The organism is Pseudoalteromonas obscura (assembly GCF_030135505.1).
In the GTDB taxonomy this organism is placed as follows: Bacteria; Pseudomonadota; Gammaproteobacteria; order Enterobacterales; family Alteromonadaceae; genus Pseudoalteromonas; species Pseudoalteromonas obscura.
Genome location: NZ_JASJUT010000016.1, coordinates 76,039 through 99,745, shown reverse-complemented (window position 1 = coordinate 99,745; position 23,707 = coordinate 76,039). Strand labels below are relative to the sequence as shown.

Sequence of the window (23,707 nt, the reverse complement as noted above, 5' to 3'; positions counted from 1 at the left end):
GATTTTAAAAAAAGCGACTTTTGGAAACTTTTTGATAAGTTCAAGACCAATAACATTAGTATAAGAGCCTTTCATGTTATCCAGATCACGCACTCTGAGTACCGTTTCCCCTAACCCTTTGATTGCAGGGTTCATCACTTTCTCCTTAAAACTGTTTGGTGCACCTGCATAAATTCATGACTCGCTGATTTATGAAAATAAGAGGCATTGAGAATCACGTGCACTTACTTAATAATTTTAATAAGTTACCTGTATAGACATACGCCTTTAACGCTATTTTCGTCAGTAAAAATACCGCCCTCTCTTATGTCAGCTTTATTTTGCTTTTCCAGCGTTGAAATCTCATACCAGTAGATGAGTTATATCAGAAAACCAACGACTCTGACCCCATTGATATTCGAATTGCATAAATTGACCTGATTGAAAAAGGAACGTAAATTTAGCCCCCACCAACTCCAAGGAGCAATAAACCGCATGGCGAGAGATGACAACAAAAAGACAATACTCGAAGGTCAAGCAGCGATAAACCTTTGGCTAGAAGGTGTCGATGTCTGGAATCAGTGGGTAGCAGACAACCCTGTTGCCGATATCAGCTTTGAAGATGCTGATTTTAGGCAGTATGACAAGGTTTCGTTTGAGCGTTACATGTTCCCAAAAGGTCATGTTAACTTTTCCCGTGCACAGTTTGGCAAAGGTGATGTTTACTTTGATCGAGCGCGATTTGGAGAGGGGGACGTTGACTTTTCCAGTGCACAATTCGGTGAGGGTGATATTAGTTTTGAAGGCGCACAGTTCGGTAATGGTAGTGCTTACTTTTTCAGTGCACAATTTGGACCAGGTAATACTGATTTTTCTCGAGCACAATTTAGTAAGGGTATTGTCAACTTTGACTTTGCACAATTTGGTGAGGGCGACGTTAACTTTTACTCTACACAATTTGGTGAGGGTGATGCTTACTTTTACAACACCCTATTTAGTAGGGGCAATGTTTACTTTTACTGTGCGCAATTTGGTGAGGGCAATGTTAGCTTTGAAGGTGCACAATTTGGCCAAGGGTTTGTTAATTTTTACGGAACACAATTTGGTACAGGTGATGTTTACTTTGATGGCGCACAGTTTGAACAAGGCGATGTCAGCTTTTACGGTACACAATTTGGGGAGGGTACTATTGGCTTTTCCAATGTACAATTTGGCGAGGGCGATGTAAGTCTGGCTTCAGCCAAAATTCTAGGACGGCTAGAATTTTCTAACCTTGTAAAAGTACATAAAATTAGTGGCTTATCTTTCAAATTTACGACTTTTGAAGGCCCTGTTGACATGGATGGCAATGAGTTCCACTGCATTCCTGACTTTACCAATACCAAACTTTCCCACCAGCTAAGCTTAAGCCACTTCTCTGTTAAACCCAAAATGCGCAATAAAGGAAAGTTATTTGTAAAAACTCTCATCGGGTTACGGCAGATTTGGCTTGGTTCCCAACTTAGGTTCTCAAGCACTAAAAAAGCGATAAAACTATCAAGAATAATGGCGAAAAAATTCCCTTGGTTAGCCCAAGCTACTGCGGCAGATAGGCAAGATATAGACCGGCTAAGACGACTTAAGGAATTGGCTGAAAGTAACAAACATCATAAGCTTGCTTTAGACCTACATATTGAGGAAATGAAATGTAGCCGCTGGATTGAAACGCCTTGGCATCAGCTATTTACTGAGTTTCTATTTCAAAAGCTTGGCGATTATGGGCGAAGTATTTTGCGGCCCATACTCTCACTCATTTTACTCTGGTTAGTATGTGCCCCAATATATGCAGTAGCATCCAATAACAAAGAAATTTCCTCTGATGCACTCATATTTTCTTTTTCTCAAATGTTCTCCATAATACCGAGTTCAAAAGATGCACGTACAGAGTCCTCACAAGCACTCTACGGCACCTTGATTGACGGTAAACTTGTTGTGGATGTCCCTCACATGGTGTTTGCTGTAGCTGGGGTACAATCTCTTGCATCTGTAGCGCTGGTGTTTTTAATAGGTCTTGCGCTGCGTAACAGGTTCAGAATATAAGGATTAATTGATGAAACATATCATTTTTTTATTAACAGGGCTTGCAATGGTCTCCCCGACTTTTGCCGATGAATCTGAGTACAAAAAAGTGCGCGACAAAGTGTTCTGGCTAAAACTATACAATCAAGCTTATGAAACTTTCTATTGTGGTAAACCCAAAAAAGCAGGTGACAAGGTAACACTTGAGCACATATATCCCACAACTTGGATCGCCGAATCTTTAAAGTGCACGTCACGCAAAAGCTGTAAACACGATAAATACCGTGAAGCGACATCAGACTTACATAATCTATGGCCCGCAGAAAAACGCTATAAAATAAGCCGACAAGGCCTACCCTTTGGTGTTATCCCAGAAAAGAATCCTTATTTTAAAAACGACAGCTGCAACTTTGAGCGCACATTGGGTAAGAAGGCAATTGTCGAGCCAAGAGACGAAATTAAAGGCCAAGTTGCACGCAGTTTGTTATACATGATCCACTACTATGATTTACCACATAAGGACATGTTGCCATTGCTCATAAAGTGGCATACTGAATATCCACCAACTCTTGCAGAAATAGAAAGACAAGATCGCATTGAAGCAATTCAAGGTCGTACCAATGAGTTTGTAAAAGGAAATATTTAAATGTTTCAAGAGTTTCGAGACTTCCTAACCATAACGCTTGCCAAGCGGCTATCCAGCCCCTTTTTAGGTACACTCATTTTTACATGGGCTGTCGTGAATATAGACATGGTATTGCTGGTCTTTTCCAATGTTCCTTGGGATGTACAACAAGCAAACATAACCAATTACTATACTAAATTTGAATGGTACCGACTGGCACTTCCGTTATTGATAACCGGGTTTTATGTCTTCGTTTGGCCTTATTTAGACATGTATATCTTTAAATTTACCAAAGAACTTAACTTTAAATTTAAAGAGTTGCAGATCAAACTCGAAGGTGAACAACCAATATCGAAAGATGAGCTCGATATACTTAGAGCCAGCCATAAAGCAGATAAAAAAGCTTATGATGCAGATATTGAAGCGCACGAAAAATCAATTAAGCAATTGAAAGATCAAGTAAATGAGTTAGATTCCCGGCCAACACAAGAAGAGCACGATAAGTTAGCTATCGAACGAGACTCTCGACCAACTCAAGAGGCCTTTAACAATATACAAGCGGAACTTAAAGAAAGGCCCAGCACCTCTGAGTATGAAGCTTTGAAAGAAGAACGCTCAAAAGCAGCCGAAGATGCAAAGGTAAATAAGTCAGGCTGGGATGAGGAGGTAAAATTACACGAAAACCTCAAACAAGAGAGAAAAAAAGTAAATGGTCGGCTCTCGGAATTATTGGCTGAAGTCGAGCAGCTCAAAAAGAGTAATGCTGAATTACAGAATAATATTAAAGACTCTCGAATTGATTGGCTCAATACTGTTAATAATGAACTTAAGTCTGAAAAAGCAGCTTTTACAATAGAATTTGATGAAACTGGCGCAGTCGTTTTAAAACCAACCCATGATGAGATCAATAGAGAAGATGTACACTACAACTACTCATACAGGCTGGACAGTGATTTAGTTAAACTAATCCTCTCTAAGAAGAAAACGGTACCTAAGCCAGAAATTAGGTTTACACAAAAAGACATCCCTGATCATATTTGGGAACACTTTACCAATGTTCACTTTGATCGTCTTTCAAACACCTTGCCTACTGATGGCTCATTAATAGGTAGTATTCCGGTTGTTTTTCAAATGAAAGAAGATCTTGATTCATGGGATGCTCGGAGTGTTCTTGAGCATTGGTATTCAACTGAACAAGCCAATGATCCTGCACCCATGAAAAATAAAAGCACAATACAAAACAAGTACAACTCTTCACTGGTGTCAAAAAATGTCAAAAAAGGCAGAAGCCACGAAAAGTTGACTGACTCCAATGAAACAGAAAGTGAAAAATAAATTAATCAAGAAAGTAGCTTAAGAACAGATGGCTTGCTTCACAGTACTTACTAGTTATTAAATGTGTTGTGAAGCAATAACTTTGAGCTCTATTTTTGACGTGCGATCTAAATACAGTCACTTCCACAGACTAAATCGTATGCATTGTCTAGGCTGGTAGAACTTGATCAATTTAATGGAAGTTAACCATCAACTTCCATTTTTTGATATTTATTCTCACTGCGCTTAGCAACTAGCAACACCCTATTACTAGCCACATAACTACATTGACCACCCTTTATGCAACCGCATTTTGAGGGAGTAGAAATGCACAATTAAAGTACAGGGTCATATTTGAGACCCCCTTAAACACTGAGCGGCTCAGGATTGGTGTGCAAATCTTCGATCATTTTATCTGTAAACGGGTTTTCAAAAGTCTCCCACGTCCCTTTTATATAACCAATCATTGGGTGATCTGACGTGCCAGTTTGGCGGTTTTGACACCAGTCATAGGTGCCGTCACAAAACCTTCGCTCGTCCAAACCATACGTTAGTGTTTCGTCTATTCGTTTAGCATCACTTTTATGATAAGTCATAGCATCTAAAAAAAGATCCCGTGCTATTGTGTTATCCTTCTTTGAATCTTCTAGCTTTAGCAATAGCTTTTCTAGTGCGGCTACGTGAGATCTACTCACCCAAGATAGCGTGTTATTCATCACCTTGGCACCTATGTTTAAGCAGGTATGCATGAATTCAGCATATTTGCTATTACACCTTTTAATTGCCTCTCCTATCCCACCTTCTATGTGATCTTTATAACAAGATTCATTATGCGACTCACTTGTATAGTAAGGTGCCCAAGACTCACCACGACCCAAGTGAGAGGAAGAGGGGTCGACATTATTCGCCATCATAAATGAGCTACACGCGGCACATGAGGCCAATTTGAATGTATCTTTTCCAATAGACATCTCAAATGCGGTGCCTTGGCCGATTCTTTCGGTCTCATAAATACAGCGGATCATCCCATGTGTATAACCGACAATATCCTTGTCTGAATTTAAATCTTGATCACTTGGATAAAAGCGCATGCCTTGCTCACGCAATGTCTCCTGCAACTTTTCGTTTCCAATGACTCCCCAGGTATCTGTTTTGTTCTTATATTGAGATATTCGCACCTCAGCTTCTTTATTTGGCTTCCAGCGATTCCCTACATCTATAGTATCTTCATTTAGAGCTGTACATATCGTGCTCATAGCAGAAACGGCATTCCCATCATCATCAACTACTAGGCCACAGTAGGCACCACGCCCAATATACATTTCATCCTTTCGCTCGCCGTCTTGTGAGCTTTTTTGTGGTGCAGTGAGATACTTATATGCAACCTTGGCATAATTGGGGTCCACTTTCGAGTATTCAATCCCAGCAGTACAACCCGCATAAATCATCCCACCACGGTCAAAAGAAGGTGTTAACCCCCAAGAAACACCACCGACATCCTTCTTTGCATAGCTTCTTACCAAGTGGTTTACTTTAGAGCATATGTCATTTAACCTTTTCATAGATGCCCTGTCGTCTTTGGTTCTGGCTTCGCGATCGGGCATTTTTGTACTTACAGGGTCGGTATTTGGCTCCATATCAACTCGCCACGTCAGCCCCCCTTTTTTTTCATTTTGGTAATTCACCATACCAATAAACGCGGCGGTAAAAATGACGTCAGCCTCACGCTCTACATCCCTGCTGGAATCGCCAGTCCCCAATATTGAACAACTTGTGTTAAAAGCCATGATAAATGCACCTTCTCTGTAGTTTACCCTAACGGTTTGTATTTCATTTGATACTAGCTAGCGTACACAGCTGAGCTACGGATAACTCGGGGAGAATGATGCGATTTCGATTACTTTACTCGAAATAAGAGAGGTATTTTAGAGCTCTGAAAATAGGCAATATGAAAGGTGGGTTAATAAGTCAGCATACTGTTTATATGAGCATGGTTCGCTTAAAATTTGCAAAAGCTACTACCATATTTTTGGCGCAGCTCCTGCATTGTATTGGTTAAATTATATAAATCAAAGCCAACAAGAGCGATGCACTGGTTTATTCTCACTTAAACTGAACAAGCTAGTGCATTTACACTTTTAATCTTTTTTTATTTCAAATTCGAGCTGAACTTTTTGATTTTCTTTTTTAGTTGGTACGCCATTAACCAATTTAGGCCTGTACTTCCACTTTTTAAGGGAATTTATTGCTTCATTATCAAAAAATCCCTCGTGACTAGATTCTACAACCTCAATATTTTCAGTTTGGCCCTGCTCATTAATATCAAAAGACAAAATAACATAGCCATTCCCTATCGCTTCCTGTTGCTTATCGCTTGAACTAGCACATGAGCATAAAATCAAGATTAACGACAATATTAAACTAACTTTCACTACGACCTCTTCTTTTTACAACGCGCACTCGTATCATCAGTGCAAAAAATAGTGGCTAACAATCTGCCATGAATAAGCGAAAATTACCACTTTACGACCAAGGTATACACGATTTTTAAACTACTTTTGGAATAGGAGCCGCTATTTTAATGAACAATAGCTTGAGAAAATAGCGAGATATCAGCTCCATAGCATGCAATAAATCAAATCAGCAATGATAAGTCGGATATGTCATTTACGGGGCAGTATAACTTACTGCGTGTAAACGCGGGCCAAGAAAGCACACCACTTGACCCATTTATCGAATCGAAAATTAACTAAATAAGCTCTGCTACTTCGCGATTTTGGTGAGTACTTGCGCGGTTACTACTTTGCTCAATAAACCTTGCCATAAACCATATAAACGCTTCTGTCTGCCCTTTCAAAGTACAGCCACTTTGACACACAGCTTCAAGCAAAGCCTGCACATTACCCGTGATTAGCGCCTCTAGAGTCTGTAGGCTTGTGATATACAACTCACAACATGCTAAATTGCTCTTTTGACCGCACTGAATATCCACTTGATCATTTTTTATCACCAGAGTAACTGCGGGGTCATTTGAGTTAAGGCATATAGAAACTGCTAACTCAGGCTGCTTTGTGTTGCCCCGTAGGTAAGCCCTGAGATAACGGACGAATCCATCTAACCAGCGTTTAAAATTAAGTGATGCGATAGCAAACTCCTCTACCGCTGTATAACTGCTACTTTGTGAAAGCTGAGCAAAATACGCATTGACTTCCTGCTCAGCTTCGATGAGCGCATTAACTGTATAATCAATATCCTCATAGGTATGTGATGCCGAGCAAATAAACCGCAAACGCCCACGCCCTTTTTCAACAATGGGATAAGTTACCGCCAAGGTTTGCACACCTCGTTGATACAAACTTTGAACTATGGCATATAACTTGTCTTTGTCTCCAAAGTGAGGCGTCACTATTGGCCCATCGCCTGTACCAAGATCAAAACCTGCTTGCTTGAATTTATTGCGCATATAACGTGTACGATCCCAAAGCTGCGCTCTCATTGCATCGTCACTCTGTAGAATACGCAGTGACGCCAGCGCGGCGGCAATATCCGCTGGGCTAATAGATGCTTGAAAGATATAAGCTCTCGACGCCGATTTAAGCAGGTTTACATGCTTTTCACTAGCTGCGATAACTCCCCCAATACTCCCCATCGCCTTACTTAAAGTCGTCATAATAAAGTCGACCTGATCGCTAACTCCCTGTTGCGCACAAACGCCAGCACCTCGCTCGCCGTAGAAGCCAAAAGAGTGGGCTTCATCTACCAAAACAAGCGCACCATATTGCTTTGCAGTTGTTACTATCTCTGCAACTGGTGCGATGCCCTCTCCCATGCTGTACACACTCTCTAATACGACTAAAGTGGTGCGATATGGAGATTGCTCCTGTGCCAAAACGCTTGCAAGGTCGGCTTTGTCATTGTGTTTAAACGTGCGAATAGTTGCACCACTCAATCTAGCACCGTCAACAATAGAGGCATGACAAAGCTGGTCGATCACAACAACATCATTTGGTCCAAGGATCCCAGAAATTGCGCCCAGATTTGCCGTATAACCTGTTGGAAAAAGGCAAGCACAGTCTTTGCCAACGAGTTTGGCAAACTCTTTTTCGAACTCGACATGTTGTCCTGTCATGCCTGTGGCAGCTGCCGATATCCCCATACCTGTGCCATAAGTTTGTAGTGCATCAGTGGCTTGCGCGATAACATGCGGGTCACGATTAAATCCAAAATATAGGTTAGTGGACCAAATTATGGATTCTTGCTGTTCATCATTGTAACTGTCACCTATCAGACCCCTAGACGCGCTGCCCGTGTGTAGCACCTTGCCATAAGGGTTCCGTCGTAACTGGTTGACCATGCTTAATATCGCTTCAACTAACACGCTTTTATCGTCAATACTCCAGGCTTGCACACTTGCACAGCCGAATGTCGGGTGGCTGGATTGCAATAAGGTTTGAAATTGGCTTAATGTTTCTACATCATGTGTAGCCTCATTTACATTCAACCGCGCTTGCGAATGACCAGCCAATAAATGATTTGCAAGCAATGCGGGGGTTGGAAAAGTTAAAATGATAGCAGGAGTCAAAGATGAACCAAGCGCGCTGTTTATTCTGCTTGCAAGCTCCATCAGACTCAACGAGTCAACCCCTAAACTTTCAAAGCTGTTATCCTGATTCACCAAAGTTAGATCCGTGACACCCAATAATGCTGCAACCGATTGTTGAATAAGTGAAATCGTCTCGGAGAATTGCGCATGATTAAGGTGTTTGCTTTGAACTAATTGGTGAGTTTGACTTGCGCGTCTTACTTCGGCCAAATCGGGTAGCTTACTGCGATCTAACTTGTCATTGGGTAACAGTGGAAGTGCGTCCAAAGACATATAAAGTTGCGGCACCATGTAACTCGGTAACTGCGTTAAAAGCAACGACTTTAAATCCTCATGGCTAGGCGCATCTTGTTGCTCTACCAAATATGCTACGAGTGACTTTTGCCCTGAGCCACTCTCTACAGCGCTCACGGCGGCTGCGCGAATAAATGGTAGTGACTCGATCTTTGATTCTATTTCACCCAACTCAATTCTGAACCCACGGATCTTTACCTGTTGATCTATTCTCCCTAAAAACTCAATGTCTCCGTCATCATTCCAACAGCATAAATCACCGGTTTTGTAGAGTCTCTGCTTGGGTGTGTGTTCATCGACTTGTACTTCAACAAAACGAGCGCGCGTTTGTTCGTCATCATTTAAATATCCTCTTGCCAACTTATCACCGCCAAGACAAAGTTCCCCTGCCACCCCCTGACCGACGGGCTGAAGTGCGTCATCCAATATGTATGCGACCGAGTTGCCAACTGGTCGACCTATTGGGATCGTTTTTGCGCCCACTGCAATGTCTTTTAACGTTGAAAATATGGTGTCTTCAGTGGGACCATAGGCATTGACCACACGTGGCCTTGGGCTGAGATTGTGCACTTTATCAACCAGTGCAGATTTAAGCGCTTCTCCACCAAATACCACACATTCGATATTTTCTGGCAATGACCCGCTATTGAGTATTGCCTGCATCGATGAGGGCACCATAACACAGGCTTTAACTTTATTTGCATGAGGCAGTGATGTAAGCGCGAGCGCATTTTGGGCAAGAATAACTGTGCCGCCCAAAGACAAGGTGCCTAGAGTCTCCATCACGGATGTATCAAAACACACTGACGCTGCAGCCAATACCCCTTCTAACTCCTGCGGTCCGAACAAATGACTTAAAGCATGGCTCATAGCCACGAGGTTTTGATGTTCAACTGCCACCCCCTTAGGGTTTCCTGTAGAACCCGAGGTGTAAATAACGTAGGCCAAATCATTGTATTTTGGCCAATGATTGGATTCAGCACTACGTTGGAATAAATCAAGCGAACTCAGACTAATGCAGGTTTCCACATTTGCACAAAGGGCAGCCGTATCACTGCTGTCGACAATAGCAGCCTGTGCCTTCGAGTGAGACAACATATACTCCACACGGCTTTTTGGATAGCTTGGATCAAGTGGGATGTATGCACAGCCGGCCTTGTGTATGCCAATCATTGCAGCAATTAATTGCCACTTTCTCGACATGCACACAGCAATAAGAGAGGTCTGCGGTATGTTCCGGGCTTCAATGGTCGCTGCAATTGTCCCAGCAGCTGACATGAGTTGTGTATAGGTGATTTCTTCAATCCCATCAATAATTGCGATACTGTCTGGGGCCTGCTGTGATTGCCGCTTAATAAGGGCATAAATCGTTTCATGCTCATCACTTACAATATGATCAGCTACATTGTTATTAACCTTGTGCATTTTACGTTTCCTTCTATGGTTTTTGTTATGGATTTAATTATTCTTAAACACGGTATAAAAGGTATCAGAAAGGTAGGTAAAATACGTTTAAGTTAATTGGATGTTTCTAATATATGTACTTAATTCTGCTTAATTTTTTGTAATCACAGAGAATCATTAAACAACAGCCAAAAAAGTCAGAAAAATTTAGTGATTATTAGGATTCATAAAGCGTTGTGGTGTTATTACCCAAAACAGAGATTTCGACTTTGCGCTTGAGACTCCAACCAGTGTGGAGTTTTGAATTGTTGTCACCAATTAAAATTAGCAACTGGCGCAAATAGTAATGGCGTATAGCACCGCGATCCTTTCGTCCATTTCCCCGAGTCTCAATCATCATGAGCAAAATACAATGTTCCGTCTCTTAGTTTACGAGAATATGACATGGAATCGACCAAACTTTACGACCATTACAAATTACCTGATGAACTCGACGATACTCTAGCCATTACTGAAATTAAAGAATCCATCAACGCCACATGTGATGAACTCAGCGCCTTGTATGCCAAGAAAAGTCCAGGGCAAAGCCTAACTCGCAGCGATCCAGATGCAGGCAGAGCTGCGGTGTTAAACCAACGACTGTTTTCCCTGCAAGAAGCGCTCTCTTTTACCAAAAAAGGGGGTGGCAGTGCCAATGACTACAGTAAAGACTGCCAGGAAATTGGTAAATTGTTCAAAGCCGGAGCTTTGGATGCAGCAGGCGCGGTCAATGAATTGCTACTGAGAATAAAAAGCAAACGAACTAGAACGCGGTATTCTTTTGACGTTGTCAGTGGTATGCAGGGCCCGCATACCGTCGCTAGAATATTGGGCGTGTGTCTCAGAAGAACCGCCATCATGAATAACATTACCAAGCTGAAAGTGGCTGATCTGGGCGCGCTATATGACCCCCATATCGATACAGGATTAGCAGCTGCCATGGGTAATTCAGACTATCAAGCTTTTTATAGCGAAGTTGCAAGCAATTACGTCAATGTGCCGAATGCTGATAGTCTCGAGAATTATTTAAATAAAATCGCCCTTGGACAAATGCTAGTTGACCTTCATCCCTATGCGACTTCGATGAAAGTAGCCAGCGCGAAACATTTACAGGGAAAAGGGGAAGGTCATTTAATCGAACAGTTGTATTACAGCAAAGATGAAGCCAAGGTTGAAGAGTTAGTTGATTTGGCCTCATTGAAAGACCTAACTCCGAGTGCTTCGCTCAGTGCGGTGACACAATTTGTGAAGGAGACCATCAAAGGGTACAAACAACTTGCAAAGAAAATTGGTGTAGTGAATTGACACCTTTTATTATTATTTGCTGCCGCGTTGTCGGCAGCTATAAAATCACTCAGCACCTTATCACCTGAAATTGTTGATACAGAGCTCTTAACGCGCTCGACCTATTAAACCAAAATAAATGTAAGCACTTAGTCAACCCATCTTCACACTGCCTTTAGATTTCAAAACCACTTCCTACGGCCGCTATTTAGACACAAAAATCTCATCAAACGACAACCTCCTCATCAAGTGGATTAGTTCCCTTTTTAAATAAATTATTCGACCATAGTCCAACTTGGCAAATCGAATTGTATAAAATATCCTCAAAAAGCTGATCTAGGAGCAGTTAATGTCAGCGTTATTGATCCGTAATTATTCGGTAGATGGCGTTTACAATAGTGCCACCTGCCAAGACAAAACATGTAAAGGGATACTTATGAAAGTATATAAATTGAATAGCATGGGCTTGTTTGGCCTTATGTTGATGTCAGCAACCCAATCCTCTTGGGCGCAAGAACAGTATCAAGAGTTTACTGGCACACACCAGCAGTTTAAACAAACAAGTAATAAAGTTGTTGGTACATATATCGCAAATTGGTCAGACCCAAATTCCATTGATGATGTGCCAGGTGATAACTTGACCCATATTTTATACGCCTTTTTGCGAGCTTGTGGGCCAGGAGAGCTCCCCAATGACGCCACAGTGTGTGCCAACAAACCCGATTATGTCCTCGCCGAGGACGACACCACAATAGACAAACAGTTTGCGTCTAAATTTTTGCAACTAAAGCAAAAGTACCCACACCTGAAAATCCTTCCTTCGGTCGGTGGCTGGGGCGGTTCAGACACGTTTCCACCCATGGCTAAAGATCCACAAGCAAGACAAGTATTTGTCCAATCGGTCGTTAACTACTTACGTACGCACCGTGCTTTTGACGGCATTGATATCGATTGGGAATGGCCCAACACACCAGAGGAAGGCGGCCACTATGCTGATCTGATGCAAGATTTAAGAGCTGCGTTTGATGTGTTAGAAGCTGAGCTTGGCAGAAAGTACTCGATCACAAGTGCCATAGGGACACACGCCAATAACGTTAGAAATATAGATTATGAACGCGCTGCGCCTTATCTTGATTATATCTTTTTGATGACATATGACTTTTTTGGTGGATGGTCTAGAAACAATATAGGGCATCACACTTCATTGGATGCGCACAGCGCGAACATGGCAGCGTCACATGGCGTAATGCAAGGCGTACAAAACCTGCTTAACAAGAGCGTCCCAGCCAATAAACTGGTTGTGGGAGTCGCCAAATATGCACGTGGTTTTGATGGTGTTAGCCTAAGTGCTTCTGGTACGCCTATTGGAGGACAAGCGTCTGGGTTATTTCCGAAAGCTGTGCAACCGTGGGATGAAGAAGGTGTTGGCACATATCGACGTATTGTTGATGAAGTTATCGGCCAAAATGGTCAAGGGATCAATGGCTTTACCATTCGTTACGATGCAGACTGCGACTGCCACTACGCTTGGAGAGAAAGTGACACCGCCTTTGTTGGGTTTGATCACCCGAGCAGCGTGATTAAAAAAGCCCAGTATGTTTTAAACACTAATCTAGGCGGCATATTTGCGTGGGAGTACGCTCAGGACAATGGCGATATTCTTAGCGCGATGAACTATGGTATTGGCAATCAATGGTTAGGTAATTCGAACCCGGGCGACGGCGTTGGTGCATGTAGGGGCATTGCAAATTGGCGCGCGGAAGATGTCTATCGCAAAGGCGATCAGGTACACATCGACAATCGTTTATATGAAGCTAAGTGGTATTCAAACAACCAACATCCTGCTCAGTACTCTGGTCGTTGGCAAGTATGGCAGTTTATTAGTGCATGTAATTAGCATATCAAATTGAAAGCCCGGTTGGCGGGCTTTCGTTTAGGCTCAACCTGCTCATATTGATAAAAAATACATACCGTTATTGAGCTTACTCAACTTCACAACCGCAAATAGAGCCATCTGTCGTATTAATATTGGTCCAGTTCCCGTTCCATTTCAGGTCGCTTCTGGCATTTTTACATGTGCCCTCGCGTTTTGTGTGGTCTGTATGTGAGGGATCTCCGCCACAAATTAAAGCAGCATAATCATTCGAACTAAGTAACAAAGCTTTTAGCCTGCTTTTCACTCTCACTTAATACTTTTCAAGCAAACTTAAGCTCTGTTGTACCTGATGGAAAGTTAATGATATTTTTTTGCCCCACTCTACTGCGCTGGAAGACAAATTACATAACGACTTATTAAACCTCACATCGTAATAAACGACATTGCCATCTTGCGCATAAGTGGAGGAGCCGCCACCAGCTGGACCTGTAAAAATAGATGATTTTTGCAAAGACGTACGCAAGCTTTTTGGGCTTGTTAGACTGAGCAAAGAAACGACATACTCTTTTCGGTCTACTTAATTTTTTTGATAAGTCACTAAATACACTTAACTCTCCCGGTTTGTATTATAAGTTCAGCATCTTTATAAACGGATAGCAAAGGAGGTAGTTCGCCACTGTTCCCAATAGTGCTCGCTGTTTTATGCACTTCAAGCACTTCGTATTTACCTTGACAGCGTTCAGAGGCCCTTCTGTGCCAATAATTACTAACCTGCTCTTTGGTACTATGTCCATTCCCATAAAATGCGACTCAATATAAGCCCTCCCCCAGTTTCCAGTCATCATATCCACCTAATACTCCGTTAGGTTTATAAGGGGCAGCGCAACCAGCAATGGCTAAAGGCAATAAACAGTACAGTAAGTCTTTTTATAATCATACCCCAGTCTTTGACCATAGTGTCAAACAAACCTGCGAGCATTCGTGCTGCGAAAAACAGTGATTAGCGGTATTACTCTCAGGGCCCCAAATAAACAAATCAAAATAGTTCGGCTACAAAAATAGAGTAGAGAGGGAGTGGACTTTGCCAAGTTTAAAAACGCGGATAGATGACGTACTTTGAACTCTTTATCCAAACCACCTAACACAGGCGTGATAGGCCTTCACAGTATAAATTTACATGTCGAAGGCCATAATTTCTATTCTAGCAAACCTTAACAAGGGCTATTGTTCTGCCATCATCTCCAATAGCAATAACTTTTCCAACACTGTCCATGTACTCAGTCATAGATAAATCTGATTTACTCTTTGCGATAACGCCAATTTTTCCATTGCGCTCTACTGGTACCAAATAAGCGCCCACCTCAGCGTCAATAATATTTACAGGTACCTGTCCACTGAAAGCTATTCTATCAACCTTTTTACGCTCTTCTTGCAGACGCTTTAAGTATGATTCACGTTCTTGCTCAGTAGCCTGCTCAGATATCGGTTCTAATACCTTTTCGTGCCAATCGTCTCCGCCCACAAATGATGGATTGGTCGACTTTATCACAAACGAAATTGCTTCATTCCACTTATCAGTCAATAACCCTTTGTTATCAATGCCACATACATCGCCTTTTAAGATCTCGCCGCAGGATTCGTTTTTAAACATATATTCAGCATAATCTCGACCCTGAGTATTAATAGTTCCTGAAACATTTATCGAACGCTGAGTTTGAGAATTGTGTCCGAGTTTTAGTGCAGCCCCTTGCCAGTTTGGTGAATACGAATTCACGATATAGAAAAAGCCTTTATTTAAGGACAAATAGGCATCGCCTTCAGAAGCACTATGCAAGGTCGAAACCTTCAGCATTTCACCTTTAGGGTCTGTACTGAGCTTTACGCCTGTACTGACTCCTTTTATATTTTTTTCTAAAACAACTTCAGGTGACTCAAAACGATTCACATTATCATACTGATTAAACTCAGGGCCATGTTGATCAGTTGATACTACTCGCATACCACCTGCTATATCCATTGGAAACTGTGGGTTTCCCCTTTGTATCCCAACATCACCCGTGTCGCCACTCATAACAAAACGGTTAATTAGCAGCCCTTTACTTTCACTCCATAAATTCTTGCGGAATAACCGATCGCCATTTACGATCCATTGCCAAACATTGTCGTCATCAATTCTAAATCCTATCGTTGATGATTCTGTTGTGACCGAATTATTGGCCTCTCCTACGGTATGCGCTTTTTGTGCTATCCCACCAAAAGACTTTTTCGTTTTAACGTTTAAAATTAGCGCAGGATGATAAGGGGCTGTGATATTTAACTCATTGACAGGAACACCCTCTGTATATTCTCCATAAGGGCCACTAAAATGATTCAAAAACAGTACATTTTCACCCGAAGGGCCAATGTAATTAACCGTTGTATTGTTCGGCCACTTTAATGTTTGAAAATCAACAACGCCCGGTGCTGATGAACTTTTATTTACAGATATTCTTGAAGGGCCGCAATCAACAACTTTTCTTTCACCATTGTGGCTTTCTTGATTAGCAAACTCGAACGCAGCATTTAGTCCTTCAATATTAGAACTAGCTGACATATCTTGGTGCCAATAGGTTGCACCAAAATCTTTTGCATAAACTCTATCAGTAAACCTTTCATGTAAAGGCCTAGGAACTGTTGAAAACTGAGTGCCAAGAGAAGACGTAACCGTATGTGCACTAATATCTGTTCCAGAAGCTTTTGATTTTGTCGAAGCCAAAATCGCCGCACCGCCTAATGCAGGCAATGCATACATGATTTTTCTACGCGATCTTTCGAAATTATCATCCTGTAATTGTGTTTTTTTCGTCTTATTTTTAGACATTTATTCTAACAACCTTATTTTTTTAATTTAAATTTGGTTCAAAAACCCACGCCAAAAAATTAAATTACATTTAAAATATAAAGTCCATACAAATATAAAACCCATAGAAACCACCATTAAAACCCAACACAAAACCAAAATAAAAACTTTATAAATCTGCACCTTAAAATCATATAAAAAAATATTAATTATTTTATATTTACCACCAAATTATAAAAATAATTGACATGATAAATTAATGGAAATGGTATTTATATTTTTAACCTGTCTATAATGCCCCTGAAGGTAAAATCCCTGTTAGCACCATTGCGGATGAGTAGAGCCTCTCATGTTCTGTACTGAAATTGAATCGTTACTAATTAGCCTAATATCTATTTATTGATGAAAAATCCATTGTATTTCCATACCTGTAACTTGCAATAAGTTTAGAAAGCGCTTTTTTACTTGTCTGTTGAATCAAAAATGGGATCAAATCGGCATATCCTCATAGTGAAAGAAACAAAACACATGACATCCAGCTGTATTTCTAACACAACTCTATTTAAACACGTCTGATGCTAAGGAAAGTAGGTGCCTTTGAATCCAACTCCGCGCTTGCAGAGTTATGCTAGAGAATTTCCAGAAATAGTAAATTGAATAAGAAAATGACTAGGCCAACTAGATAGTCAATGATTCAACAGGTCTATCCACTATTTCAACTCAGTCCCAACACAAAACTTTAACTTGAAATAAACATGTGTAAAACATAACATCTTGTTTCCAAAAAAGAGAAGTTGGATGTATTACTTGCTCTTCCAAACACTTGAGAGAGCAACCGTACACAACTGTTTTTTGTTCCCTCTCTCGCTCAATTATTAATAGTTTCAAATACGTTAAGGATAAAAAGATGAAAATAAAGAAGGCCCTGATTAGTTTAACTTTGGCAAGCGCTGTTTTTAGTATTAACGCAAATGCAAAGCAAGATATAACGTTTAAATTAGCAGCAACGACTGATGGCACTACGCATTCAGTACCTATGCCTATTGCGGGGCAGAATCCATTTTCTTTTGACATTCTATTGGACTACCAATACCAGACTAATGGTGGCCGATGCATTATTGTATATCATCAAGACTCTTGTACCATTGAAAATATGAACGGGGCTGTGACTCTATCGAATATTCACTGGGGCAGAGCCTCGATTAACGGCTCCATTCAGCAGATCTCTAACTGGATGTATGTCAATCCAAAAGAAACCAGCTCTACTATTTTAATTCCATCTAGTAATGTTCACTTTTACTATATAAATAATGACAAGCCAATCTCTACGCTTAATGTATATGGCCGCTCTTCACTTCAAATTAGTAATTATGGTAGAGCTAGCTTACAAACAACTAAAAATGCTAACAATGCAGGGTTTGAGATTGCACGTGTCCCCGCGAGTACAAGTCAAGATGGCGTAAAATTTCCTATGATGGCAGGATGTATCAATTTGGCAGTGCTTAACACCACGTCATCCAGTATTGCTCGTGTTAACTTTACCGAGGCAAACCAAACTACTGGCCCAATTACTACCACCTTGTGTGTGCCAGGAAATGACACAACCACCTTTGTTGGTATAGACGCAAAAGCAGAGCGTATTGCAAATATCACAGCTCAAGTGCCAACTGAACTAAAGCACCTGTATTAAAAACAAGCGAAAGCTACTAACCGCGTTTAAAATTAACTGCTAAAAAGCAGCTAATAATCGCTAAAATCACTTTTTGTGATAACAATCATATGGGTTTGAATACGAAAACAAACCCATTTTAATTGATGCGGTCAAACAAACCTTAAAGCATTTACATACAGTAATTATCGACGAAAGTTAAATCATTAATATGCTCTGGTGCATCCATAACATATGTAGACACTGCGGTTTGCGGGTCGACGGTATAAATTTTCGCGTTTTCACCTGAGACTCTTCCTGAGACATACAATGAACCATCATCAGAAATTGCTAAACCAGACGCCCAATTAATGCCATGGTGACCAATCAAGGTTAATGCCATCGAATTCTCATCGATTGTATATAAGGATTTACCCGTTAACACATAAAGTGTGTTGTTATCAGCAGAATATGCAATGTCGCCGTGTGAGAAGGAGTCTCCTGAGTAACGCATCTTACCTAAAACGGTTTTTTCGCCAGTTCGAAGATTGTAATCATACATATAAGTTTTACTCGTGGCGCGCAAAGTTTGCCCATTGGCTGTTACTGCAGAACGATAAATTGGCCAGGATTTCGCATCCGTCTCAGCGACTTGAGCACCTGTTTCTAGATCTAGTGACCAAAGTTTTGAAGCCTTGCTGCCAGAATCAAGCTGTTCCATGAAATAAAGCTTACCATTGTGACTCGCAATGTTTGACGCAGTATTTTGAGCCCCAGCTACGACACTGAAAGTCTTTGTCTCTATATTAAACTTATAGACATAACCCGTCTCAAACGAGCCATAGTTATTAATCCCAAAAATACCCGTGTGGCAAGCCTGCTTTTCTGATACGACTACGTCGTCAATAAAGCCTCCTAGACTATCGTTTGTGCCAGTCCCAGTAAAACGGATCTCTGAACTAGTTGAAACAGCCTCTACAGACAAGGTGAAAGATTGCCATCCCCTTTGCGCTGCGTTTAAATTTAAAACCGTCGTGCCATTCCACTTAACATCAACTTTATTTGTCTGATTGTTCCCATTAACACGCGGTGAGTAGTAAAAGGACACTTCATAGGTTTTCCCAGCTTCTGTTGCTACAGTTTGAAATACGCTGTGATTAGCGGTCGAATCGAGCTCAATATATTGATTGCCATCTTGAGCGGTAATGATACCGAGGCGTGACGTTTGAATTTCAAACCTCGCTCCTTCACGTTGCCACCCACTAACTGTACTGAGTAATTTCCATTTAGAATTAACGACATCCTGTTCGAAAGAGCCGTTTGTAACTAAATTGTCCGCTATTGCAGTTTGCGAAGCAAAAAGCGTGGACATTGCAAAAAGAGATAATTTCATATCGTAATACTCCCAGTTTTGGTTGTGTTTACAGCACATTCGAAAAATATTTAGTCAATAAATTCAGGTGATTAAATTAAATACAAACGTTCAAGTAGAGCTGAATTTACATATTCATTTGTAGTGAAATTGCACAAATAATGCCTAAACTGAAAGAAGCACTTATCAATCGGGAAATTGCCACAAAAGATCAGGGTTTCACTGGCAACTTTTAAGGGAGTTTATTAAGTTCAGTTGAATGAATTGAATTAGAGTTTTAGCATGCTTAAACACATCATCATAAAACAGCAAGCCATAGAAAATAAACTGCTTTTACAGAAAATAAAGGAGTAAGCCTGTATCGAGAGGATTTTGATATTGAAAGGCTGACTGATTATTTTGAGGCTTAACAATAGGTCAGCCACTTTCCAAGTGGCTGACCTATGGCAAAAACCTAATAGTGAAAGAGTCAGATCTTGCAGTATGCAGTAGTGATTAAATCACTTTCAGCTTTGAGCCAAATACTTCCAGCGCCCGCTTACATTTACTTTTTCAAATTTTTGCAGGTTAATATCTGCGCTTGTTCAGCCCTACAAAAATAATTGTATTAGCATACGCATGCCTGTAATAAGCAATACGATAGAAAATACTTTCTTGAGCTTTGTTGCGTCTAATTTAGCTGCGAGTGATGCGCCAACTGGCGCAAATAACACGGTTAAAGGCACAATACATAGAAATGCAACTAGGTTCACAAGTCCGAACGTGCCCACCGGGGCATCAGCTGGTGACTGACCTAAAATGAGCATAGTCGCGGCACCTGGCAAAGAGATAATTAATCCAATGGCAGCGGCTGTACCCACAGCTTTGTGAGCTGGGTAGTTACAAAGCGTAAGTAATGGAACAGAAATAGTACCGCCACCAATACCCACCATTGAGCTGAAAAACCCGATTGAGGTACTCATTGTTGCTTGTCCGGCTTTACCGGGTAGTGATTGAAATAAAGCTGACTTGCCTGTTCGAAACATCATATTCAGGGCTGATAAGGTAGCGATCACACCAAATAGCCCAGTCAACCAAGTGCCGTTGATGCGAGTTACCAGCCAACTTCCTGCCAAAACGCCAATAAATATAAACACAGCCCAGCGCTTTAACAGATCAAAATCTACATTGCCTTTTTGATTGTGCGAGCGAATTGAGCTGATGGAGGTTGGAATAATTGTCGCTAACGAAGTCGCGGTGGCGATGACCATGGCCGACTCAGGCGATACGCCAAAGCTCTGAAAAACAAAAAATAGCACCGGCACTATCACAATACCGCCGCCTACCCCCAACAAACCTGCCAAAATCCCCGCAAATGCACCAGTTGCAATCAGCGCGATAAGTGTTGAAGTATTATTGCTTAAAAACTCTATCATAGTGTGAATCAACAACGTTTAAATGAAATAAATAAAACCAACAAACGGAAAACCCACTTGTTGGTTATGTAAAAGGCAAACGAAGAAATTATGCAGAGAGCTCTTTTCTTACTATTTCAGCCCCTGCTGCTAAAGCCTGCAATTTGCCTCTCGCTACTTCTCGTGATAGCGGTGCCATACCGCAGTTTGTACTTGGGTAGAGCTTGTCGGCATCGACATATTTAAGTGCTTCGCGAATAGTGTCGGCGACTTCTTCTGGCGTTTCAATGTCATTGGTAGCTACATCAATAGCACCTACCATCACTTTCTTGCCTTTAAGCAATTCCAGAACTTCTAAAGGCACTCGCCCGTTATGACATTCTAAAGAAATAATGTCGATGTTAGAGCGTTGGATAGCTGGAAAGGTTTTTTCATAGTGACGCCACTCATTGCCCAATGTTTTCTTCCAATCGGTATTTGCTTTGATGCCATAGCCATAGCAAATGTGTACAGCGGTTTCGCACTTAAGCCCTTGGGTTGCGATTTCAAGGGCTTCTATACCCCACTCGTTCACTTCATCAAGGAACACATTGAACGCAGGTTCATCAAATTGAATGATATTAACGCCAGCTGCTTCAAGCTCTTTTGCTTCTTCATTCAATGCTTTAGCAAATTCGAATGCAAGAGTTTTACGGTCTTGATAATAATCATCATAAAGCGTATCTACCATGGTCATCGGCCCAGGTAACGCCCATTTGATTGGCTGCTGTGTTTGCGAGCGTAAAAATTTTGCATCATCAACAAACACCGGCTTTTGGCGGCTTACTGGGCCAATAATGCCCGGCACACTGGCGTCATAGCGGTCACGAATTCGAACCGTTTTCTTATTTTCAAAATCAACACCGCTTAAGTTTTCGATAAACGTGGTGACGAAGTGCTGGCGTGTTTGCTCACCGTCACTCACAATTTCAATACCCGCACTGTCTTGTTCTTGTAATGTTACTCTCAGTGCGTCTTTTTTGCCGGCAATCAGTTCTTCACCTTCTAGTTTCCAAGGTGACCAAAGCTGTTCAGGTTGTGCTAACCAAGATGGTTTTGGCAGACTTCCTGCGGTAGAGGTTGGGAATAGTTTTTTCATAATTAATGCATCTATACCTTAAAATCAGAATGACGGCTGAACAAAGTTAGCGGCCCATTTTTCCAGCGTTGATTGGTGTCGCTGAATAAAGTTATCTTCGCACCACTTGCCTTGTTCAATTGCAAGGCGAGCGCGCTCCTCTCGGTCATAAACCACTTGCGTTAAAGAGCAATCTAAGTTTTTCAGGCTTGGCTTATAAGTTTCACCAGCGGTAGAGTTCGCGTTGTAAATCTCTGGGCGATAAATTTTTTGGAACGTTTCCATGGTGCTCAGCGTACTGATCAGCTCCAATGTGCTGTAATCGTTTAACAGATCACCGAAGAAAAAGAATGCATACGGAGCAACACTGTTTTCAGGCATAAAGTAACGAACTTCCATGCCCATTGTTTTGAAATACTGCTCTGTCAGTGATGATTCATTCGGCGTGTATTCAACACCTAAAATCGGGTGTGTATTACTTGTACGATGATAGGTTTTGTTGTCTGATACACTTAAACAAATGACAGGCGGCTTACTAAAGTTTTCTTTGTAAGCACTTGAATTAATGAAATCTTGAAACATTTTACCGTGCAATTCACCATAGTTATCTGGCACAGAAAACTGATCTTTTCCTTCATTATGTTTACGCAGTAGCACGCTAAAATCGTAATCGCGTACATACGATGAGAAATTGTTACCCACAATACCTTCGATACGTCTGTTCGTATGGTGATCAACGATGTATGTTTTTAAAACTTCGATAGTCGGGAAGGTTTCACCATTGCCTTCAACATCAATGTCTACATGCACAATATCAATTTCAACAGCGTAGCGGTCTTTGTTTGGGTTATCCCAATTTGCCAGACTATTAAAACAGTTATTGATCATGTTAATTGCTTTACGCAGGTTTTCCTGACGTACTTCACCACGCGCCAAATTAGCAAAGTTTGTAGTAAGGCGCGTATCGTTTGAAGGTGAATAGTGCTCATCAAATCGAATGGTCTTAATGGAATAGGTGAAATCGCTGCTCATAATATTGTGGTGTCCCTAGCTTAAAATTAAATCTGGCCTTAAAAGTAATGAAGCGATTCTATGATGAATAACCCATGATTAATATTGATTTAATTTTATGAACCTATGAGTTTTGCTCATGGTATTATGTGAACGGAGCGAATACATAAATACGCAGGAATTGTTAATCGCAGTAAGCGACGAGCTTGGGTGGTAATTAATTCTGTGTTTAGTGATACAGTTTTATGAACAAAGCCGTTGGCTTTTAAGTATATTTGCAATCGTTCGAAACAGCGTGTTATCACTGAAAAGCTGTTTTACTACGTGAAGGGCTGCGCTCCAAGCCCACTGCAAAATATGCAGTACAACGAGCGCCGCGTTTAGGTCATATATCATTTCTCTAATGCAAATTACATAGGTTTTGGACCACCACTCTATATTTGTGGAGCACAACTCTATTTTTTTGTGGACCACAATTACGAATGATGGACCAAAAAACACATGGGTTTGTGCAATCAACAAAGACGAGAAAACATACGTTTTAGAATTATTATTTTCGCAAAAAAATATTGCTCAAATAACAAAAGTGAAAGCCCCAGCATGTGTACTAGGGCTTTAGATTGGGTGTTTTCTAAACTTTTCTCGTCGATTTAACTTTATGTGTTCACAACAAATTGAGATAGGAGTCATGTTTATTTCTTACCTCAATATGACACTTGTCATAAAAATCAATGACAAAGCTCACTAATCCCAAAGCAAATACATTGCCATACTCACCTTGCCAACAAAATGACAGCATGGCAGAGGAGAGATGGAAGTATTTATTTGAGGAGCACAGGCTATGGGATAT

General features: G+C 41.1%; 15 protein-coding genes. 6 read left to right on the top strand and 9 right to left on the bottom strand.

Translation table 11 applies throughout. The features are described 5' to 3' along the window. Positions 1-474 precede the first annotated feature (474 nt). From QNM18_RS25260 to QNM18_RS25250, 3 genes are read left to right on the top strand one after another with little or no spacing between them, the layout of a single operon-like run. Positions 475-2,058, top strand: a complete 1,584-nt coding sequence (locus tag QNM18_RS25260; RefSeq protein WP_284138773.1) for a pentapeptide repeat-containing protein — start codon at positions 475-477, stop codon at positions 2,056-2,058. A gap of 10 nt (positions 2,059-2,068) precedes the next feature. Further along, positions 2,069-2,683 carry an endonuclease gene (locus QNM18_RS25255; RefSeq protein WP_284138772.1) on the top strand — a complete coding sequence of 205 codons (615 nt, stop codon included), beginning with the start codon at positions 2,069-2,071 and terminating at the stop codon, positions 2,681-2,683. After that, positions 2,684-3,997 (top strand): coiled-coil domain-containing 22 family protein, encoded by a 1,314-nt coding sequence (locus QNM18_RS25250; RefSeq protein ID WP_284138771.1) that lies wholly within the window; start codon positions 2,684-2,686, stop codon positions 3,995-3,997. It abuts the gene before it with no gap. A 344-nt stretch (positions 3,998-4,341) separates the two neighbouring features. Here QNM18_RS25250 and QNM18_RS25245 read toward each other — a convergent pair whose 3' ends face one another. The 3 genes from QNM18_RS25245 to QNM18_RS25235 form a co-directional block, all read right to left on the bottom strand. Then, positions 4,342-5,763, bottom strand: a complete 1,422-nt coding sequence (locus QNM18_RS25245; RefSeq protein ID WP_284138770.1) for a hypothetical protein — start codon at positions 5,761-5,763, stop codon at positions 4,342-4,344. 351 nt (positions 5,764-6,114) lie between these two features. Beyond that, on the bottom strand, positions 6,115-6,408 hold the full coding sequence (locus QNM18_RS25240) for an energy transducer TonB (RefSeq protein WP_284138769.1): 294 nt from the start codon (positions 6,406-6,408) through the stop codon (positions 6,115-6,117). Between the two features lie 317 nt (positions 6,409-6,725). Then, entirely contained in the window at positions 6,726-10,298 is a 3,573-nt protein-coding gene (locus QNM18_RS25235) for an amino acid adenylation domain-containing protein (protein ID WP_284138768.1), read from the bottom strand. Positions 10,299-10,721: 423 nt separating this feature from the next. Between QNM18_RS25235 and QNM18_RS25230 the strand changes: the two genes are divergently transcribed. Together QNM18_RS25230 and QNM18_RS25225 are read left to right on the top strand one after the other, a co-directional pair. Next, complete coding sequence (locus QNM18_RS25230; RefSeq protein WP_211010527.1) at positions 10,722-11,621, top strand: hypothetical protein; 900 nt, start codon at positions 10,722-10,724, stop codon at positions 11,619-11,621. A gap of 328 nt (positions 11,622-11,949) precedes the next feature. Further along, on the top strand, positions 11,950-13,497 hold the full coding sequence (locus tag QNM18_RS25225; RefSeq protein WP_284138767.1) for a glycosyl hydrolase family 18 protein: 1,548 nt from the start codon (positions 11,950-11,952) through the stop codon (positions 13,495-13,497). A gap of 289 nt (positions 13,498-13,786) precedes the next feature. Here the strand turns inward: QNM18_RS25225 and QNM18_RS25220 are convergent, their stop codons facing one another. Together QNM18_RS25220 and QNM18_RS25215 are read right to left on the bottom strand one after the other, a co-directional pair. Next, positions 13,787-13,987: a hypothetical protein gene (locus tag QNM18_RS25220; RefSeq protein WP_284138766.1), complete on the bottom strand. Its 201-nt coding sequence runs from the start codon at positions 13,985-13,987 to the stop codon at positions 13,787-13,789. Between the two features lie 690 nt (positions 13,988-14,677). Continuing rightward, on the bottom strand, positions 14,678-16,336 hold the full coding sequence (locus tag QNM18_RS25215) for a hypothetical protein (protein ID WP_284138765.1): 1,659 nt from the start codon (positions 16,334-16,336) through the stop codon (positions 14,678-14,680). Positions 16,337-17,222: 886 nt separating this feature from the next. Between QNM18_RS25215 and QNM18_RS25210 the strand changes: the two genes are divergently transcribed. Beyond that, positions 17,223-18,005 carry a hypothetical protein gene (locus QNM18_RS25210; protein WP_284138764.1) on the top strand — a complete coding sequence of 261 codons (783 nt, stop codon included), beginning with the start codon at positions 17,223-17,225 and terminating at the stop codon, positions 18,003-18,005. A gap of 151 nt (positions 18,006-18,156) precedes the next feature. On the opposite strand, the gene QNM18_RS25205 is transcribed toward QNM18_RS25210, so the two are convergent. The 4 genes from QNM18_RS25205 to QNM18_RS25190 form a co-directional block, all read right to left on the bottom strand. Next, positions 18,157-19,356 carry a DUF642 domain-containing protein gene (locus tag QNM18_RS25205; protein ID WP_284138763.1) on the bottom strand — a complete coding sequence of 400 codons (1,200 nt, stop codon included), beginning with the start codon at positions 19,354-19,356 and terminating at the stop codon, positions 18,157-18,159. Positions 19,357-19,925: 569 nt separating this feature from the next. Then, positions 19,926-20,750: a sulfite exporter TauE/SafE family protein gene (locus tag QNM18_RS25200; protein ID WP_417714869.1), complete on the bottom strand. Its 825-nt coding sequence runs from the start codon at positions 20,748-20,750 to the stop codon at positions 19,926-19,928. Between the two features lie 88 nt (positions 20,751-20,838). Then, a complete protein-coding gene (locus QNM18_RS25195) occupies positions 20,839-21,867 on the bottom strand; it encodes a methionine synthase (RefSeq protein ID WP_284138762.1) in 1,029 nt (342 codons plus the stop codon). A 24-nt stretch (positions 21,868-21,891) separates the two neighbouring features. Continuing rightward, the gene (locus QNM18_RS25190; protein WP_211010517.1) at positions 21,892-22,878 is read right to left on the bottom strand and encodes a DUF1852 domain-containing protein; all 987 of its coding nucleotides are present in this window, start codon (positions 22,876-22,878) and stop codon (positions 21,892-21,894) included. Positions 22,879-23,707: the final 829 nt, after the last annotated feature.

Excerpts from the sequence above, each read along its gene's own strand:
- QNM18_RS25260 (WP_284138773.1), top strand. The coding sequence starts at position 475 with ATGGCGAGAGATGACAACAAAAAGACAATACTCGAAGGTCAAGCAGCG.
- QNM18_RS25255 (WP_284138772.1), top strand. The coding sequence starts at position 2,069 with ATGAAACATATCATTTTTTTATTAACAGGGCTTGCAATGGTCTCCCCG.
- QNM18_RS25250 (WP_284138771.1), top strand. The coding sequence starts at position 2,684 with ATGTTTCAAGAGTTTCGAGACTTCCTAACCATAACGCTTGCCAAGCGG.
- QNM18_RS25245 (WP_284138770.1), bottom strand. The coding sequence starts at position 5,763 with ATGGCTTTTAACACAAGTTGTTCAATATTGGGGACTGGCGATTCCAGC.
- QNM18_RS25235 (WP_284138768.1), bottom strand. The coding sequence starts at position 10,298 with ATGCACAAGGTTAATAACAATGTAGCTGATCATATTGTAAGTGATGAG.
- QNM18_RS25230 (WP_211010527.1), top strand. The coding sequence starts at position 10,722 with ATGGAATCGACCAAACTTTACGACCATTACAAATTACCTGATGAACTC.
- QNM18_RS25225 (WP_284138767.1), top strand. The coding sequence starts at position 11,950 with ATGTCAGCGTTATTGATCCGTAATTATTCGGTAGATGGCGTTTACAAT.
- QNM18_RS25215 (WP_284138765.1), bottom strand. The coding sequence starts at position 16,336 with ATGTCTAAAAATAAGACGAAAAAAACACAATTACAGGATGATAATTTC.
- QNM18_RS25210 (WP_284138764.1), top strand. The coding sequence starts at position 17,223 with ATGAAAATAAAGAAGGCCCTGATTAGTTTAACTTTGGCAAGCGCTGTT.
- QNM18_RS25205 (WP_284138763.1), bottom strand. The coding sequence starts at position 19,356 with ATGAAATTATCTCTTTTTGCAATGTCCACGCTTTTTGCTTCGCAAACT.
- QNM18_RS25200 (WP_417714869.1), bottom strand. The coding sequence starts at position 20,750 with ATGATAGAGTTTTTAAGCAATAATACTTCAACACTTATCGCGCTGATT.
- QNM18_RS25195 (WP_284138762.1), bottom strand. The coding sequence starts at position 21,867 with ATGAAAAAACTATTCCCAACCTCTACCGCAGGAAGTCTGCCAAAACCA.
- QNM18_RS25190 (WP_211010517.1), bottom strand. The coding sequence starts at position 22,878 with ATGAGCAGCGATTTCACCTATTCCATTAAGACCATTCGATTTGATGAG.